The sequence below is a fragment of the Flexivirga caeni genome (genome assembly GCF_003724155.1).
Lineage (GTDB): Bacteria > Actinomycetota > Actinomycetes > Actinomycetales > Dermatophilaceae > Flexivirga > Flexivirga caeni.
In genome coordinates, this window is the sequence record NZ_RJJQ01000007.1 from 97,631 (window position 1) to 115,967 (window position 18,337).

Genomic DNA, 18,337 nt, shown 5'->3' on the forward strand with positions numbered 1-18,337 from the left:
CGATGACCACACCGACACCCGACACGGCCACCACCGGCACCGGCGACAGCGGCCAGGTCGCGGTACGCGTGCGTGGCCTGATCAAGAAGTTCGCCACCCTGGACGCCACGATCACCGCCGCCGACGACATCGACCTGGACATACCCGCCGGGTCAATCACCGCGGTCACCGGCGCGTCCGGGTCTGGCAAGTCAACCCTGCTGCACCTGATCGGCGCACTGGACGCGCCCGACGCCGGCACGATCGAAGTCTTCGGCACCACGGTCAGCCAACTCCACGGGCGTGCCCTGGCCGACTACCGCGGATCCATCGGATTCGTGTTCCAACGATTCAACCTGTTGCCCACCCTGACCGTGCTGGACAACGTGACCGCAGCCGCGTTACCCCGACACCGCCGCCGCGCCGACACCAAGGAGCGCGCCCACGACCTACTCGCAGCGGTCGGCCTCAACGGCCGCGAACACACCCTGGCCACCCGGTTGTCCGGCGGGCAGCAACAACGTGTCGCGATCGCCCGTGCCCTGATCAACGAGCCGAGACTGCTACTGGCTGACGAACCCACCGGCAACCTCGACTCCACCACCGGGACAGGCATCGTCGAACTGCTCTTCGACCTACGCGAACAACGCGGCACGACCATCCTGTTCGCCACCCACGACCCCACGCTCGCACGACGCGCGGATCGCACCATCAGCATCAAAGATGGGCAACTTCAAGGCCGTGAGTAGGCCGGGCCGACAGTTGTCTTCAGATGGGAACTCCCCGCATGCGCGCCGCCTGACTCTGGAAGCGGCACGTGAGCGGCGGGGCCACCTACAACGGCTGCTGTCACCGATGATCCGTCGCGAGAGGAACCGTGGCGAGTCCGGCGACCAGATGAACCTCGCGGCCATCGCGCGGCGGCATCGTTTCGGACAATCGGTGCTGTTCGCGGTGACGGTGTGTCTGCTGGTGGCGACGGCAGCGGTGGATCCGTTGCTGACCCGGTCGTTCGGTGCGGCGTTGGTGTCGTTTCACGAACACCAGCAAGGCGTCGCGGGTAGCTCCGTGGTGCTGCAGTCCGGCGGCATGGTTCCGCTCCCCGTGAAGCAGCTGGAGCACGCAGTCGATGCACGTGTGCGGGCGGTGACTGCCCAGCCGATCGCATCGAGCACCGCTCTGATCAATGACCTGGCCAACGTTGACGAGGTCCGGCTGCAGCACACGGACGGCCAGTGCGCTCACGTGCACATCATCCGAGGACGCTGCCCGACAGCGCGCAACGAGGTGATGGTTTCGCAAGCAGCGGTCAGCCAGACCACCCGACTCAAGGTTGGAGCGTCAGTGCCCGTGTCGGGTGCCTACGGATACCCCACCGCGTACCACCCGAATCCGCGAAAGACGCTGCGGATCGTCGGCATCTTCACTGCCTCGGATGCTGACCCGTTCTGGGGCGGTGCCTCCATCGGTGACTACGTGCCGCCCGCACAGGCCGGCATTCCCGGCCCTGTCGAGTACTGGCTCACCGATAGTGCCACCTTTTCGGGGCCTTTGCCCGTGGCTCAAGGGTTCCCGATCGTGGTGGACCCGGCCACGTTCAGCTGGCTCGGGATCACCCACACACTGTCCTATCCGGTGAATCCGGCCAAGCTGACTCCCGCCCGGTTGACGGCCGCAGTGGCCGGCATACAAGCTACAGAAGACACGGTCGGTACCTCCGTCAGCGTGACCGAATCACTCTCGGCGGTCTACACCGCGGTCCGGGTGGACCTTCACCAAGTGGGTCAGATCCTGCCGTTCCTTCTGCTGCAACTCGGCCTGGTCCTGCTGATCCTGCTGGTGCAGGTCACCTCATACTTCGCGACCGTCCGCCGTGGCGAGGCGGCCGTGCTGAAGATGCGGGGCAACGGCACAGCGGGGATCCTGCGACTGGGCGCGCAAGAGTTCGCGCCCGCAGCCAGCGCCGGCGTGGTCGGCGGGCTGGCCCTCGCGTATGTCGTGGACGGTCTCGTCCGCCACTTGTGGTTGCCAGGAACCGTTGCGGCGGCATGGGATTGGACCGCGATGGTGGCAACATTCGCGGCTGCAGCACTCGCCGGCGTCGTGTGGCTTTCCTGCTGGTGCCTGATGGCGCGCGAGTCGATCAGTTCGCTGTTACGGTCGCGACCCTCCCTGGGGCATCGGGCGCATGTGTCGACCCCGGCCGCGGTGCTGGGGGTGATGTGCGTGAGCGGGGTTGCGCTGACCGTGACGCATAACCTGACTGGTGCGCCTGTCCAGCTGGCACCTGTGCTGCTGGCAGGGCTGGTCGCGATCGCGCTCGGCGCGCTGCTCCCCCCGCTCGCCGCGTGGCTGGTGCGCAGGTTGCTCCGTCGCAGACGAGCCGCGGGCGCTCTCGCGGTCGCGCAACTCTCCCGCCGCGCCGGAGCATCGACCGCAGTGGCCACGCTGATCATCACCTCGGCCTTGCTGACGCTGAGCGTGAGCCTGTTCGCACGCGCCGCCGACAACCGCGCCGCACGCGCGGCCGCCGATCTGGGCGCTGCCGCCGTGGTGAACGCGACGGTCGGCGCCGACGTCATGAACGGGCAATCCTTCATGAACGCCGTCGACGCGGTGGACCCGCACCACCGCTATTTCACCCCCGCAGTGCAGATCAACGCTTCCTCACCGACGAGCAACACCACCATCGGAGTTGTCCCCGCACAAATGGCATACATCGGCACCCGCGTTGGCTTGTCGCGACGCATCCCCTGGTCCGCACTCGCCACCGGCGGGCCAGCGTCGCGACCGAACGCGCTCATCGCGACATGGACCACGAATGCCGCTGTCGGATCGACGGTTGCCGCCCCGACAATGGATGATGCCAACGGCCTTTACCACGTGGTGGGGGCTGCGCCATACATCCCAGGAGTGGGCGCCAGCACGATCGTCGTGGACCTCAGGACGATGTTGAGCGCGGGCGACCGCCAGGACAACCTGTCCTACCAGGTCTTCTCAGCCACCCAGGACCCGCGGCGATTGGCGACACTCCAATCCGCTTTACGCACAGCAGGATTCGCATCCACCCAGGTGCGCACAACACAGCAAGTCCGCGCCGGGTACGCCGCAACAGCGACCGCATGGGCAACGAACCTGAGCATCGTGGTGTCCGCGCTGTCCGTGCTCGCAGCCCTGACGAGCGTCGTACTCGTCGCAGTCGCCTCCAGAGCTGACCGCCAACGCGACCTGCGCGCATTGCGCACCGGCGGAATCTCCCAGCGGGTCCTGCAACGAGCGACCGTAGACGAGTTCGTCCTCCTCGCGTTGGCCGGCAGCGTGATCGGTGCGCTCACAGCGCCCGTCGCGGCCTGGCTGACCGGACCCACCATGCTCTGGTGGTCGACACCACCCGCGCAACCCCTGACCCGAACCAGCTTCCAATGGCAATCCGGCGCTATCGCCGCGCTCAGCCTGATCGTGCTCCTCGTGCTCGTCGGCACCGTGTTCGGCACACGGCTGGCACGATCAGTCGGCACAGAACCCCAAGGCCACGGCGCGAAGTGACCAACCTGGCGAGCGCAAGGGAAGCGTCCTGACCAGTCCGCACTGACACCCACGAGAGCATGCCCCGACTCGCCATACCCCCGCAGAAGTTATCCACAGGCAAGCGCCCCGGCAGCGTCCGCTACAGCAGTCAGCGCCGGCCCGTCCAGCTCGCCGCGGTGTGCCTACGGACCGAGGAGGGCGAGCGGGATAACTGCGATGCCGTCCTTGCGGCGGTACGCGCGCTGCCCGGTGCTGAGCACCGCGGCATCCATCAGGCGCGGTCCGACTTGCTGCTTCAACCAGCGCAGGTGTTTCACGTCGTCGTCGCCAATATTGTCCGACAGCTTCACTTCGAGTGCGACGAGGTTGCGATCGTCCGTCTCGACGATGATGTCGATCTCGCGGTCGCCGTTCTTGGTGCGAAGATGACCGACACGGGCATCTATAGCGTCGGCATAGGTGCGGACCGACTGGACGGCGAGCGACTCGAAGAGCGCGCCGAGCCAGGTGCCAGTGCTCGGAGTAGGCACCGCACCTTCACCCATCAGGAGCCCGTGTGCGCCGACGCCGACCATACGGGCCGCCAGCGCTGGGTCGACGAGATGGTGCTTCGGCGAAACGGTCAGGCGTTTCAACGGCGCGAAGGTGGGGATCCACGCCTCAACCGGGTCGAGGATGAAGAGCCGGGTCAAGTGCTCCCGGTATCCGTCGACGGTCGCTCGGGCCGGCTTGTCCGGCTCCCCGACAGTTGCCGCGTCGAGGATCTTCGTGTAGTCGGTTGTCGAGGCGGTCGCGGCGCCATACGCGCGCAACCAGGCACGGAGAGTTGCAGGGCGCCGGACAGTGACACCGTTCTCCGTGAGGTCGTGGTCGACGATGCGCGTGAGGTAGCCGTCGAGTTGACGATCACGGTATCTAGCCTCGAGGCTCCGGATTCCGGGGAATCCGGAACTGAGGATCTCCTCGACGTAGTCCCGGAGTGCCAGCCTGGTCGTTCCCGCGATCGTCGCCGTGCCCGCGTGCAAGTCCCGCAGTGACACCGTTGGCTCTTGGATGCCCCGCTCGCTCAGCGACATCGGCCGCATGGCAAGACGGATGATCCTGCCCGCGCCGCTGTGGAGTCGCGCGCCTGGTGCGACACCCGCGGAGCCAGCGAGCAGGAACCGACCTGCCGCCAACGGATCCTCATCGACCGCAGCTCGCACGCGATCCCAGACGTGTGGCTCCAGTTGCCACTCGTCGATGAACACCGGAGGCTCTGCGTTGACGACCATGTTGTAGTCGCCATGAACGATGGCTCGGATTTGCGGGTCGGTGAGCGACAGCACCGTCCGAGCTCGTCGATTTCCGGTTGCGGTCTTGCCGACACCCTTGGCACCCTCGAGCGTCACTGCGGCGATTCCACCCAGCACGTCATCGAGGACGGTGTCGATGACTCGAGGCTTATATCGCATCTCGCCAACTTAGCATCTGGTCGGCTTTGTACTAGGCATTTCGTCGCCTCTGAACTAGGCATCTCGTCGCCTCTGAACTAGGCGTTTCGTCACACCAAGTCTTCACAGACACCCACGAGAACGTGCCCCGACTCGCCACAGGCAAGCGCCCCGGCAGCCGGCAGGAGCGGATCCCAGCAGCCGCCGGGGCGCGCGCCACGGACAGGATCGAGCTCAGTCGATGTCCACCCAGTCCAGAGTCCGCTTGACGGCCTTCGACCAGCCCGCGTAGCCCTCGGTGCGCTCCTGGTCGCTCCACTGTGGGTCCCAGCGCTTGGATTCGTTCCAGTTCTGGACCAGGTCCTCCTTGGTCCGCCAGAACCCGACCGCGAGGCCGGCCGCGTAGGCGGCGCCCAGCGCGGTGGTCTCCGCCACGACCGGCCGCGAGACCGGGACGCCGAGGATGTCCGCCTGCAACTGCATGCACAGGTCGTTGGCGGTCACGCCGCCGTCGACCTTCAGCACGTCCACGTCGATGCCGGAGTCCTTCGCCATCGCGTCGGCCACGTCCTTGCTCTGGTAGCAGATCGCCTCGAGCGTGGCGCGGGCCAGGTGCGCGTTGGTGTTGAACCGGGACAGCCCGACGATCGCGCCTCGCGCGTCGGCTCGCCAGTAAGGCGCGAAGAGCCCGGAGAACGCCGGCACGAAGTACATCCCGCCGTTGTCGGGCACCTGCCGGGCCAGCACCTCGATCTCCGAGGCACCGGAGATGATGCCCAGCTGGTCGCGCAGCCACTGCACCGCCGATCCGGTGACCGCGATCGAGCCTTCCAGCGCATACACGGCCGGCTCGTCGCCGAACTTGTAGCACATGGTCGTGAGCAGGCCGCTCTCGCTGCGCACCAGCTCGGTGCCGGTGTTCATCACCATGAAGTTGCCGGTGCCGTAGGTGTTCTTCGCCTCGCCGGGCTTGAAGCAGACCTGCCCGACGGTCGCCGCCTGCTGGTCGCCCAGGTCGCCGGTCAACGGGACTCCGGCGATGCTGCGCAGCGTCACCTCGCCATACCCGCTCGGATCCGACGACGGCCGGATCTGCGGCAGCATCTGCCGCGGAATGTTGAAGAACGAGAGCAGTTCCTCGTCCCAGTCCAGGGTCTCCAGGTTCATCAGCATGGTCCGGCTGGCGTTCGTCACGTCCGTGACGTGCGACTGGCCGCCGGTGAGGTTCCAGATGACCCAGGTGTCGGTGTTGCCGAAGATCGCGTCACCGCGTTCGGCAGCCTCACGGACACCGTCCACGTTCTCCAGGATCCACTGGATCTTGCCGCCGGAGAAGTATGCCGCCGGCGGCAGGCCCGCCTTGCTGCGGATGACCTCGCCCCTGCCGTCATTCTCCAGCGCACGGGCGATGCGGTCGGTCCGCGTGTCCTGCCAGACGATCGCGTTGTAGTAGGGGCGGCCGGTATGGCGATCCCACACGATGGCGGTCTCCCGCTGGTTCGTGATCCCCACCGCCGCCAAGTCGGATGAGGAGAGCCCAGCCGTGTTCAGTGCCGTCTGGATGACCGAGGAGGTCCGCTCCCAGATCTCCACCGGGTTGTGCTCCACCCAGCCCGCCTGCGGCAGGATCTGCTCGTGTTCGAGCTGGTGTTTGGCCACTTCGTTGCCGCCGTGGTCGAAGATCATGAACCGGGTGCTGGTGGTTCCCTGGTCGACCGCGCCTACATAGTCTGCCATTGCGTGTCTCCTAGTTACTGTGAGGGCGAGTGAGTGCTTCGTCGACGTCGCCGGGCTCCTGCGCCTGGTCGTCGTCGGGCAGCGCATTGAGGTATGGCGCCAGCCCGAACTTCCAGAGCGCACCGCCGACCAGTGCGCCGATCAGCGGGGCGATGATCGGGACCCAGAAGTAGAGGTTTCCGTATTGATCGGACCACGCGTGGGAGTAACCGGTCAGGAACGACGCGAGCCGCGGGCCGAAGTCACGGGCCGGGTTGATCGCATACCCCGCGTCGGTGCCCCATGCGAAGCCGATCGCGACCACGATCAGGCCGATGATGAACGGCGCCAGGTTGGCCACGTGCGGCGTGTTCTTGGCGGCGGTCACCGCGAAGATGAGGAACACGAGGATCGCGGTGCCGATCACCTGGTCGCGGAACGCACCCCACTCGTGCACCGGCAGGCTGCCATTGCCGGGCAGGGTGGAGAAGATGCCCTGCGACTTCAGGGTGTGTCCGGGGTCGAACTTGCCGATCACCTCGGTGTAGTTCCAGCGCACGATCAGGGCCGCGACGAACGCCCCCGCAGTCTGCGCGAGCGAGTAGGGCAGCACCTTCTTCCAGGAGAATCCCCCGAAGACGGCCTGCGCGAGCGTCACCGCCGGGTTCAGGTGCGCGCCGCTGATCCGGCCCGCCACGTAGATTCCGAAGGTGACACCCAGACCCCAGGCCCAGGCGATGCTGTCGTGTGCCCCGATTCCGCCGGCGACCACCTGGGCGACGACGCCCACACCAAACAGGATCAGGATGAATGTTCCCAGGAACTCGGCGACCAGTTCGCCGGTCAGGGTGTCTTTCTTGATGAGTCCGGCCATGCGGCCATCTCCTCGCTATCAGAGGGTTGTAATGCGGTCTGGACTGCAGGTAGCCGGTGTCAGCGTGTTGCCACCACCTTCCGCAACCCGTGTCGCACCTCGGGGGCCTTGAGTCGAGCAACGTCGCTGTCGGCGTCGTTGTCGAGGGTCTGCGAGAGCCGCTCGGCCTCCACTCGCGCGACGTAGCTGTCGACCTCGCGGTGAGTCGTCTCGTCGTCCCAGCCCAGCACCTGCGCCATGATCTCGGCCGCCTCCTGCGCGCAATCGGCACCCCGGTGCTTGGTGTCGATCGAGATGCGGGTGCGCCGGGCCAGCAGGTCGTCCAGGTGCAGCGCGCCTTCGTCGGTGACGGCGTACTTCAGTTCGGCACGCAGGTACTGCTCCGCCGCGGTCACCGGCTTCAGCAGGCTCTCGTCGTCCTCTGCCAGGGCGAGCACGTCGTGCAGCATCGAGCCGTAGCGGTCGAGCAGGTGCGTGATCCGCCAGGTCGGCAGGCCGCACTCGGTCGCGAGCTCGTCGGTCAGGTTCTGCATGGCGGCATACCCGTTGGCGCCCAGCAGCGGGGTGCGGTCGGTGACCGATGCGGCGATCGAACCCAGGTCCTCCTGCGTCGCATCGACCGCATCCTTGGCCATCACCCGGTAGGTGGTGTACTTGCCGCCGGCGATCGAGACCATCCCCGGGTGCGGCCGGGCCACCGCGTGCTCGCGGGACAGCTGCGAGGTCTGCTCACTTTCTCCGGCCAGCAGCGGACGCAGGCCGGCATACACCCCGAGGATGTCGTCCTTGGTGATCGGCGAGGCGAGCACCGTGTTGACATGGTCCAGGATGTAGTCGATATCGGTGGCCGTCGCCGCCGGGTGCGCGAGATCCAGGCCCCAGTCGGTGTCGGTGGTGCCGATGATCCACTCCTGCTGCCACGGTATGACGAAGAGCACCGACTTTTCCGTGCGCAGGATCAGCCCGACCTCGCCGGCGATGCGATCGCGCGGGACCAGGATGTGCACGCCCTTGGACGCGCGGACCCGGAACCGGCCGCGGCCGCCGGTCATCTGCTGCAGGTCGTCGGTCCACACCCCGGTGGCGTTGATCAGCACCTTGCTGCGGACCTCGGCGGTGCGGTCGGTCTCGACGTCCCGGATGACGGCACCGACCACCCGGTCGGCCTCCTTGAGCACCTCGACGACCTCGGTGGAGTTGCGCACGTGCGCTCCGTAGTACGCGGCAGTCCGCGCGACGGTGAGGGTATGCCGCGCGTCGTCGGTCTGCGCGTCGTAATAGCGCACGGCGCCGACGAGCGCGTCGGACTTCAGGCTCGGGAAAAGCTTCAGCGCCCCGCCGCGCGTGAGGTGCTTCTGCCGTGGCACCGAGCGAGCGCCGCCCATCTGGTCGTACATCGCCAAACCGGTTGCCACGTAAGGACGTTCCCACCCACGATGGGAGAGGGGGTAAAGGAACGAGACCGGATGCACCAGGTGCGGCGCGATGGTGGTCAGCATCAGCTCTCGTTCGTGGAGAGCCTCGGCGACCAGGCTGAAATTCAGCTGCTCCAGGTAGCGCAGGCCACCGTGGAAGAGCTTGCTGCTGCGCGAGGAAGTGCCGGAGGCGAAGTCCCGGGCCTCCACCAGACCAGTGCGCAGGCCACGCGTCGTCGCGTCGAGGGCGGCGCCGCACCCGGTCACCCCACCGCCAACGACCAGCACGTCGAACTCGCCCGTGGCCAGTTCGTCCCACGAACGGGCGCGTTCCTGGACATCGAGTTTCGCGCTGAACGGCTGTAAGAACATGGGTCTCCATTCCCTCGCAAGTTTGCGGCGCCGGTGACCGTCGTCGGTGAACCGAAGGTGATCGGGGTCACCTCGACGCCGCTTCGACGCTATGTGCAGTGCGCCACACTGCACCAGAGCCGGCGTTCGGCATCGCCGAACGCCGGACCCAGATGGCCGCTTAGGATAGGTCGGTGGCGAAGTCCGTGCAGTCGGTCCTGCGAGCGGCGAGCATGCTGCGGCTGATGGCCGCGGAGGTGGAGCCGGTCACCCTCAAGGATGTCGCCACCGGGCTCGGGCTCGCCAAGGCGACCGCGCACGGCCTGCTGCAGACGCTGGTGGAGGTCGGTTTCGTCCGGCAGGACGAGGCCGGGCGCTACCTGATCTCCGCTGACCTGCCCGAACTCCACTCCGACCAGCTCGACCTGAACGAATTGCGGTCCATCGGGCTCAACTGGACCGACGCGCTCGCGGCCCGCACCGGCGAGTCGGCCCGGCTGGCCGCCTTCCGGGACGGTGCGATGGTCGTGGCGCACCACGTGTTCCGGTCCCGCCCCACCCGGCAGCGCCTGCAGATCGGCAGCGCACTGCCCGTGCATGCCACCGCCTTGGGGAGGGTGCTGCTGGCCTTCGACCCCGGTGCCGCCCGCAGCATCCAGGGCCGCGAGCTGGAACGCTTCACCAGCCGCACGATCACCGACCGCACCCGCCTGATGGCCGGCCTGCCTGCGGTGCGGGAGCAGGGCTGGAGTTTCACGCTCGGCGAGGACGAGCCCGGCCTCGCCGCGATCGCGGCTCCGGTGCGCGACCGCGGCGGTTACGTCATTGCTGCTGTGGAGGTGCACGGCTCCGCCGACGACGTGTGCGAGCGGCGCGACCAGCCGCGCGCCGAGCATGTCGCCGAGGTGGTCAGAGCGGCCCGGCGCATCTCCGCGCTCGTCGGCCGGGAGGGCCGGTCACCATGATGACCTCGGGTTTCGTCGCTTCCATCGACCAGGGCACCACCTCCACCCGCTGCGTCGTCTTCGACGCACACGGCCGGATGGTCGCCCTCAGCCAGCAGGAGCACCGGCAGTTCTATCCACAGCCGGGTTGGGTGGAGCACGACGCGGCAGAGATCTGGGAGCTGGTACGCGTCCTGCTGCCCGAGGCGATCCGCGACGCCGGGATCGACCCGAGCCAGGTGAGCGCGTTGGGCATCACCAACCAGCGTGAGACGGCCGTGGTCTGGGACCGTCATACCGGCAAGCCGGTGCATCGGGCCATCGTGTGGCAGGACACCCGGACCTCCGGCCTGCTGCCCAGGTATGCCGCCCAGGCAGCATTCATCACCGACCGGACCGGGCTACCCCTCTCGAACTACTCCTCGGCCCCGAAACTCCGCTGGCTCTTCGACCACCATCCCGAACTCGCCGGTCCCGCACGCGCCGGCGACCTGCTCTTCGGGACCATGGACAGCTGGCTGGTCTGGAATCTCACCGGCGGCGTGGCCGGCGGTCGTCACGTCACCGACGTGACCAACGCCAGCCGGACGATGCTGATGAACCTGGACACCCTGGACTGGGATGAGGACCTGCTCGCGATCTTCGGGCTCCCGCGGCAGTTGCTGCCCGAGATCGTGCCGTCGATCTGCGACGTCGGCACCGTCGCCGATCCGGTGCCCGGCCTGCGGGTCACCGCGCTGATCGGGGATCAGCAGGCGTCGCTGTTCGGGCAGACCACCCTGGATGCGGGCGAGGCGAAGTGCACCTTCGGCACCGGCAGTTTCCTGCTCTTCAACACCGGCACCCAGCCGGTGCGGACCGACGGCGGACTGATCACCACCGTCGCCCACCAGCAGCAGGGACAGCCGGCCGTCTACGCCCTGGAAGGCTCCATGGCCGTCGCCGGCGCGCTGGTCAAGTGGTGCCGGGACAACCTGGGGCTGATCCGGTCGGTCGCCGAGATCGAGACGCAGGCGTCCACCGTCACGGACAACGGCGGCTGCTACATCGTGCCCGCCTTTGCCGGGCTTTACGCGCCGCACTGGGACAGCAACGCGCGTGGCCTGATCGTCGGGCTGACCGGGTTCGTGACCAAGGGCCACCTGTGTCGTGCCGTTCTGGAGTCCACCGCATGGCAGACGCGCGACGTCGTCGAGGCGATGAACCGCCACGCCCCGGTGCCGGTCTCCCGGCTGATGGTGGACGGCGGTATGACGGCCGACAACCTGCTCATGCAGATCCTGTCCGACGCCCTGAATGTCCCGGTGCTACGGCCGATGGTCGCCGAGACCGTGGCCCTCGGCGCGGCATACGCTGCCGGCATCGGTGCCGGCGTCTGGCCGGACCGGCGTGCCTTGCGCCAGCACTGGCACCTGGCCGGGGAATGGACGCCGAACTGGAACGACCGCGACCGCGAGACCGCCTGCGCGGGGTGGCAGCACGCCGTCGACGCCGCGATCTACTGGGGCCGCCGGACCGGCGACGAGGTATGACGCCTAGCCGTGTGCCACGGCCTCGGCGCTGCGGTGCCCGGACCCGGTGATCCGGTAGACGTCGAAGACGCCGTCGATCTTGCGCACCGCCTTGATGACATGTTCGAGGTGGCTGGGGTCGCCCATCTCGAAGGTGAATTTCGAGATGGCGACGCGGTTGCGGGTGGTCTGGACCGACGCCGACAGGATGTTCACCGCCTGGTCGGACAGCACCCTGGTGACGTCCGACAGCAGCCGGTTGCGATCCAGCGCCTCGACCTGCAGCTGCACCAGGAAGACCGACGCAGCCGACGGCGACCAGGCGACGTTGATCAGCCGCTCCGGCTGGGCGAGCAACTGCTCGGCGTTGGTGCAGTCGCGCCGGTGCACCGACACGCCGTTGCCGGTGGTGACGAAACCGATGATGTCGTCTCCCGGCACGGGAGTGCAGCAGCGCGCCAGCTTGACCCAGACGTCGTCTGTGCCGACGACGGTGACACCCGGGTCGGCCGCGGACGCCCGCCGGTTGCGCCGCACCGGGTTGGTCGCCTCGGCGAGGTCCTCAGTCGTGCCGTCTTCCCCGCCGAGCATCGAAACCAGTTGCTTGACAACGTGATCCGGGGATACGTGACTGTCGCCGATGGCGGCATACAACGCATCGATGTCGTGATATTTCAGCCGCTCGGCGACTGCCGTCAGCGACTCGTGCGACATCAGCCGCTGGATGCCCAGCCCCTTCTTGCGGATCGTGCGCGCGAGGGCGTCCTTGCCGTTCTCGATGGCCTCCTCGCGGCGCTCCTTGGAGAACCACTGCCGGATCTTGTTGCGCGCCCGCGGGCTCTTGACGAAGCCCAGCCAGTCGCGGCTCGGTCCCGCGCCGTCCGCCTTGGAGGTGAGGATCTCGACGACGTCGCCGTTCTCCAGCGGGCTCTCCAGCGGGACCAGCCGGCCGTTGACCCGGCCGCCGATCGTGTGATGCCCGACCTCGGTGTGCACGGCATAGGCGAAGTCGACCGGGGTCGAGCCGGCGGGCAGCCCGATGACCGATCCCTTGGGGGTGAACACGAAGACCTCGCGGGATCCGACGTCGAACCGCAGCGACTCCAGGAACTCCCCCGGATCCGCCGTCTCCCGCTGCCAGTCGAGCAGTTGCCGCAGCCAGCTCATGTCGTTGACCGGCCCGGCGTCGCCGTCACTGTCACCGGCGCCCCGCTTGGCGTCCTCCTTGTACTTCCAGTGCGCGGCGACACCGTATTCGGCCCGGCGGTGCATCGCGAAGGTGCGGATCTGGATCTCGACCGGTTTGCCTTCCGGGCCGATCACCGTCGTGTGCAGCGACTGGTACATGTTGAACTTCGGCATCGCGATGTAGTCCTTGAACCGCCCGGGCAGGGGGCTCCACCGCGAATGGATCGTGCCGAGCACGGCATAGCAGTCGCGCACCGACTCCACCAGCACGCGCACCGCGACGAGGTCGTAGATGTCCTCGAAGTCGCGACCGCGGACGATCATCTTCTGGTAGACGGAGTAGTAGTGCTTCGGCCGGCCGGTCACCGTCGCCTTGATCTTGGCGGCGCGCAGGTCGGCAGTGACCAGATCGCGCACCCCGCTCAGGTACTCCTCGCGGGCCGGGGCACGGTCGGCGACCAGGCGGGCGATCTCGTCATACACCTTCGGGTAGAGGGTGGCGAAGGACAGGTCCTCCAGTTCCCACTTGATGGTGTTCATGCCCAGCCGGTGGGCCAGCGGCGCGTAGATCTCCAGCGTCTCGGTCGCCTTGCGCTGCGCCGACTCCGCGGAGACGTAGCGCCAGGTGCGGGCGTTGTGCAGCCGGTCGGCCAGCTTGATGACCAGCACCCGGATGTCCTTGGCCATCGCGATGACCATCTTGCGGACCGTCTCAGCCTGGGCGGCGTCGCCGTAAGTGACCTTGTCGAGCTTGGTGACGCCGTCGACCAGCATCGCGATCTCGTCGCCGAACTCGGCGGTCAACTGCTCCAGGCTGTATGGCGTGTCCTCCACCGTGTCGTGCAACAGCGCTGCGGCCAGCGTCGGTGGCGTCATACCGAGCTCGGCGAGGATCGTCGCGACTGCTAGCGGGTGGGTGATGTAGGGGTCGCCGGACTTGCGCAGCTGCCCGCGATGCGCCTTCTCGGCGATGGTGTAGGCCCGGTCGATGACGGCCAGGTCCGCCTTCGGGTGCGTGGCGCGCACGATCGCGAGCAACGGCTCGATCTCGCGGTTGGTGCTCGGCCGCGGGGCGCCGAACCGGACAAGCCGGGCACGCACGCGCGACGCGCCGGACGGGTTGCTCGTGCGCTCGTCCTGGCTCATTCCGCGAGTGTAATCGGCGGTGCTGACCGCGCTGGACGAGGTGACTCAGTCGACGAGGATCGCCCGGACTTCGCGGCCCGGCAACTGCTCGCGCCCGGCGAGGAAGCCAAGCTCCAGCAGCACTTCGATGCCGACGACCTGCGCGCCCGCGCTCTCCACGAGCCGGCATGCGGCGGCCGCGGTGCCGCCGGTTGCCAGCACATCGTCGACCAGGAGCACCCGCGGGCCGGACTCCGTCGCGAACGCATCCGCGGTCACCTCGATCGTGGCCGTGCCGTATTCGAGATCGTAGGTCTGCGAGTGTGTTTCGCCGGGCAACTTGCCCGCCTTGCGGATCGGCACGAACCCCAGCGACATCCGCTGGGCCAGGGGTGCGCCGATGATGAACCCGCGTGCCTCGATGCCGGCGACGACGTCGACCGTGCCCGACCAGCGGTCCGCAATGTCTTGCAGCACCAGCGCGAACGCGTCCGGGTCCCGGAAGAGCCGGGTGAGGTCCTTGAACATCACGCCCGGCTGCGGGAAGTCGGCCACCTCGCGCGTGTGCGCGGCGAGGATCTCGGCAGCGGTCATCGGCTCAGTCGTCGTCACGTTTGGCGAGCGGGTGGATCTCCCGGCGCCGTGTCTTGGTCGCCATCGCGGTGGCCGCGGCCTTGGCCCGCTCGGGCTCGATGACGCCCGACACGGACTCTCCCGGCGTGTGCTGGTCGCGGGTGCCCGTGGTGGCCAGCACGCTTGCCTGGCTGGTCTGGAACGCCTTCGCGCGCCGGTTCAGCTCCTTGATCGACGTCTCTCGTTGCCGCAGGGACACCAGCAGCGGGGTCGCGATGAAGATCGAGGAGTAAGTGCCGACCGCGATGCCGAAGAACAGCGCGAGCGCTAGGTCGAGCAAGGTGCCGGGGCCGAGCAGGAAGATGCCGACGACCATGATCGCGGTGATCGGCAGCAGCGCCACCACAGAGGTGTTGATCGAGCGCACCAGCGTCTGGTTGACGGCATAGTTCGCCGCCTGGGCGTAGGTGCGGTTGCCCTGCCTGATCGCTTCGTCGGTGTTCTCGCGCACCTTGTCGAAGACGACCACCGTGTCGTAGATCGAGTAGCCGAGGATGGTCAGGAAGCCGATCATCGTGGCCGGCGAGATCTCGATGCCGGTCAAGGCGTAGATGCCGACGGTGAAGAACAGGTCGTGCACGAGGGCGATCAGGGCCGCCGCCGCCATGGTCCAGGTGCGGAAGTAGACCGACAGCAGGATCGCCAGCAGCAGCAGGAAGACGATCAGCGCCTGGATCGCCTTATGTGTCACCGAACTGCCCCATGACGGGCCGATGAACTGCGTGGTGACCGAGTTCGCGCCGACGCCGAACTCCTTGGCCAGCGCCGTCGCGACCTTGTCGGTGTCGGTCGAGGTGCCGTTGCCCAGCTTCTTGGACTGGACCTCGATCGTGCTCGCGCCGGCCTTCGTGACCTCGAGGTTCTCGTCGGAGCCGACGGCCTTCTGGACGGCGGTGCGGGCCCGCTGATCGAAGTTCGAGGTGTCCTTGACCTGGGCGACCGACACCTGCGACCCGCCCTTGAACTCCAGGCTGAAGTTCAGGCCGCGGCCGAAGATGCCGATCGCCGCGATGACGAGAAGGACGGCGGTCAGCAGGTACCAGGTGCGCCGGCGACCGATGAAGTTGATCTGCCGGCGACCGGTGTAGAGGTCATTGCCGAACTGCGCGAAGCTGGCCATCAGGCCTCCCCTCCTGAAGTGGCGGAAGCAGCGCCTGCGGCCGCCTTGCGGTCAGCGATGGTGACGCGTCCGCGGCCGGCATACGTGACCCCGCGGGCACCCAGCCGGTCCGGATCGAATCCGGACCACTTGTGGCCGCCCCCGAAGAACGTGGTGCGGGCCAGCAGGGTGAGCACCGGGTGGGTGAACATCATCACGACGAGCAGGTCGACGACGGTCGACAGGCCCAGCGTGAACGCGAACGCCTTCACGTTGTCCTCGCTGAGCACGTAGAGCACAGCGGACGCGAGGAAGTTGACCATGTCCGAGATGATGATGGTGCGCCGGGCACGCTTCCAGCCGGTCTCGACAGCGGCCCGCAGGGGCCGCCCGGATCTGACTTCGTCTCTCACCCGCTCGAAGTAGACGATGAAGCTGTCGGCGGTGATCCCGATCGAGACGATCAGACCGGTCACACCGGCCATGGTGAGACGGAACCCGGCGGTCGTGCCGAGGAGCACGACGAGGCCGTAGCTGAACACGCCGGCGACGCAGAGGGACGCGACCGTCACGAAGCCGAGCATGCGGTATTGGAGCAGCGAGTAGACGACCACGAGCAGCAGGCCGATGAGACCGGCGAGGATGCCCTTCTGCAGCTGATCCGTCCCCACCTGCGGGCTGACCTGCTCGGACGTCAACTCCTTGAAGGAGAACGGCAGCGCGCCATACTTCAGCTGGTTGGCGAGTTCTTTGGCGCTGCTCTGGGTGAAGTTGCCGGTGATCTGGGCCTGACCGTCGGTGATCGCCGAATTCGTGCGCGGGCTGGACAGCACCGCGCCGTCCATGGTGATGGCGAACATGTTCTGCGCGGAATTCTGGCCGTAGCCGAGCAGCCGCTCGGTCACGTTCGCGAACGCGCTCTTGCCCTTGCTGTCGAACGAGAGGTTCACGGCGATGGTGCTGGTGGCGACGCCCTGCGAGTTCGTCTCGTTGCCCCAGGTCGCGCCCGAGATCTCCTTGCCGGACACCTCGACCGGCCCGAGCAGGTACCGCGTCATGCCGTCCTGGCTGCACATGACGTCGGCCTGGTCGGCCGGCGCCTGCGCGGCCACCTCGCGCCACTTCTCCGCCGCGGGGCCGGAGACGTGCTGCGACTGGGTGCACGGGAAGTTCGCGAGCAACTGGGTGTAGGTCTCGCCGGCCGTCGCCATACCGTTCTCGACCCAGATCTGGTCGACGGGCATGTCGCCCCAGGCGGTGTCACTCGCTGAGGTCGGCTCCGGGCGAGCACCCGGCAGCTGTCGTTGCGGGGCCGTCGGTGTCGGGGTGGGCGTCGCTGTCGCGGACGAGGTCGGGCTCGACGAGGACCTGTCCGTCGAGGACAGGGACGCTGTGGTCTTCGGGGAGGGCGTCTTGGTGTCGGCAAGGTACGCCTGCGGGAGTATGTCGTTGGCGCCCGACGAGGTGCTGCTCGCGCTCGATCGCGGGGAGCTGCTGGGTGACGCGGAGCTGGTGGGTGAACCGGACGAGGTCGCTCCCGACGACGCCGAGCTGCCGGACGAAGCCGGCGCGCTCGACGTCGGCGACGAACTCGCGGACGGTTTGGTGGTCGTGGGCGCGGCCATCTGCGTGCAGGTCTGGCCCTGCAGGTAGCCCGGATCTGCGCTGTTGCAGACGATCACTGCCCGGAACGCCAGTTGTGAGGACTGCGCGAGGGCATTCAGGGTGGCCTGGCTCGGGTTGCCCGGCAACGACACCACGATCAGCGAACTGTTCAGCGTGGAGATCTGCGCCTCGGACACGCCGTTGCCGTTGACGCGGTTGCGGATGATGTCGACGGCCTGGTCGACCTGGCCGGCGCTGACGTGCTGGCCCTTGCCGACGATGGGCTGCAGGGTGATCTGGCGGCCACCTTCGAGGTCGAGGCCGAGCAGGGGCACCCACTTGCCCTTCGGGTGCGCCCACTGAGAGGCGCCGGCGATTCCGGCATACAGGGCAACGCCCAGCAACAGGAGGATGGCGAGGACTCGTCGCGGACTCAGTCCGCCGGATCGGCGTGCTCGGGTTGCCACCTACTCGGCCTTCGTTTCGGGGTCGTGATCGTCGTGCTTCTTCAGATCCACCGGCTCACTCGACGGGGTGTCCTGGGCGGTCTCGGCAGGCGCGGGGCGACGACCGCCGCTGCGGCGGAACACCTGCTCGCGAGGGACGATCGCCTGTCGCACGAAACGCAGGTTGACTCCGGGTGAGACTTCGATCGTGCCGACCTGGTCATCGAGGGCTACGAGCGTGCCGAGCAGACCTGACGTGGTGCCGACCTCGGCGCCGATCTTCACCTGGTCCTGTGCAGCGGACATCTGCTGCTGGCGCCGGCGCTGCGACCAGAAGAGCCAGCCGAGCAGCAACAGGGGCAGCAGGAGGAACAGGTCGCTCATGGCAACTCCGGTGCGTACATGAAAAAAGTCAGTCCTTGAGGTTGGGGGGGTCCGAGCAGCATCAGCGGCCGACGGACGAGTCTAGGTGAGTAACGTCGCCGGGTAA

13 protein-coding genes are annotated in these 18,337 nt (G+C 67.6%); 4 read left to right on the forward strand and 9 right to left on the reverse strand.

The window, feature by feature from the left end:
* Window positions 1–2: 2 nt before the first annotated feature.
* The gene (locus EFY87_RS08460; RefSeq protein WP_123271037.1) at window positions 3–728 is read left to right on the forward strand and encodes an ABC transporter ATP-binding protein; all 726 of its coding nucleotides are present in this window, start codon (window positions 3–5) and stop codon (window positions 726–728) included.
* Window positions 729–834: 106 nt separating this feature from the next.
* On the forward strand, window positions 835–3,525 hold the full coding sequence (locus EFY87_RS08465; protein WP_158607557.1) for an ABC transporter permease family protein: 2,691 nt from the start codon (window positions 835–837) through the stop codon (window positions 3,523–3,525).
* 164 nt (window positions 3,526–3,689) lie between these two features.
* On the opposite strand, the gene EFY87_RS08470 is transcribed toward EFY87_RS08465, so the two are convergent.
* The 4 genes from EFY87_RS08470 to EFY87_RS08485 form a co-directional block, all read right to left on the reverse strand.
* The gene (locus EFY87_RS08470) at window positions 3,690–4,961 is read right to left on the reverse strand and encodes an ATP-binding protein (protein WP_123271039.1); all 1,272 of its coding nucleotides are present in this window, start codon (window positions 4,959–4,961) and stop codon (window positions 3,690–3,692) included.
* Between the two features lie 213 nt (window positions 4,962–5,174).
* Window positions 5,175–6,677, reverse strand: a complete 1,503-nt coding sequence (gene glpK, locus EFY87_RS08475) for a glycerol kinase GlpK (protein ID WP_123271040.1) — start codon at window positions 6,675–6,677, stop codon at window positions 5,175–5,177.
* Between the two features lie 10 nt (window positions 6,678–6,687).
* Window positions 6,688–7,530, reverse strand: a complete 843-nt coding sequence (locus EFY87_RS08480; RefSeq protein ID WP_123271041.1) for an MIP/aquaporin family protein — start codon at window positions 7,528–7,530, stop codon at window positions 6,688–6,690.
* 59 nt (window positions 7,531–7,589) lie between these two features.
* Window positions 7,590–9,317 carry a glycerol-3-phosphate dehydrogenase/oxidase gene (locus EFY87_RS08485; RefSeq protein WP_123271042.1) on the reverse strand — a complete coding sequence of 576 codons (1,728 nt, stop codon included), beginning with the start codon at window positions 9,315–9,317 and terminating at the stop codon, window positions 7,590–7,592.
* Between the two features lie 173 nt (window positions 9,318–9,490).
* On the opposite strand from EFY87_RS08485, the gene EFY87_RS08490 reads away from it, so the two are divergent.
* Together EFY87_RS08490 and glpK (EFY87_RS08495) are read left to right on the forward strand one after the other, a co-directional pair.
* Window positions 9,491–10,261: an IclR family transcriptional regulator gene (locus EFY87_RS08490; protein WP_123271043.1), complete on the forward strand. Its 771-nt coding sequence runs from the start codon at window positions 9,491–9,493 to the stop codon at window positions 10,259–10,261.
* Window positions 10,258–11,772 (forward strand): glycerol kinase GlpK, encoded by a 1,515-nt coding sequence (gene glpK / locus EFY87_RS08495; protein WP_220093566.1) that lies wholly within the window; start codon window positions 10,258–10,260, stop codon window positions 11,770–11,772. Before EFY87_RS08490 ends, glpK (EFY87_RS08495) begins: the two co-directional genes overlap by 4 nt.
* A gap of 3 nt (window positions 11,773–11,775) precedes the next feature.
* Here glpK (EFY87_RS08495) and EFY87_RS08500 read toward each other — a convergent pair whose 3' ends face one another.
* Genes EFY87_RS08500 through EFY87_RS08520 form a run of 5 tightly spaced genes read right to left on the reverse strand, consistent with a single transcriptional unit; the run spans window position 11,776 to window position 18,231 of the window.
* Complete coding sequence (locus tag EFY87_RS08500) at window positions 11,776–14,085, reverse strand: RelA/SpoT family protein (protein WP_123271045.1); 2,310 nt, start codon at window positions 14,083–14,085, stop codon at window positions 11,776–11,778.
* Window positions 14,086–14,130: 45 nt separating this feature from the next.
* Window positions 14,131–14,676: an adenine phosphoribosyltransferase gene (locus tag EFY87_RS08505; RefSeq protein ID WP_342769109.1), complete on the reverse strand. Its 546-nt coding sequence runs from the start codon at window positions 14,674–14,676 to the stop codon at window positions 14,131–14,133.
* Entirely contained in the window at window positions 14,663–15,817 is a 1,155-nt protein-coding gene (gene secF / locus EFY87_RS08510) for a protein translocase subunit SecF (RefSeq protein WP_123271047.1), read from the reverse strand. Before secF ends, EFY87_RS08505 begins: the two co-directional genes overlap by 14 nt.
* Window positions 15,817–17,868: a protein translocase subunit SecD gene (gene secD / locus EFY87_RS08515; RefSeq protein WP_245988546.1), complete on the reverse strand. Its 2,052-nt coding sequence runs from the start codon at window positions 17,866–17,868 to the stop codon at window positions 15,817–15,819. Before secD ends, secF begins: the two co-directional genes overlap by 1 nt.
* Complete coding sequence (locus tag EFY87_RS08520; protein WP_123271048.1) at window positions 17,869–18,231, reverse strand: preprotein translocase subunit YajC; 363 nt, start codon at window positions 18,229–18,231, stop codon at window positions 17,869–17,871.
* Window positions 18,232–18,337 lie beyond the last annotated feature (106 nt).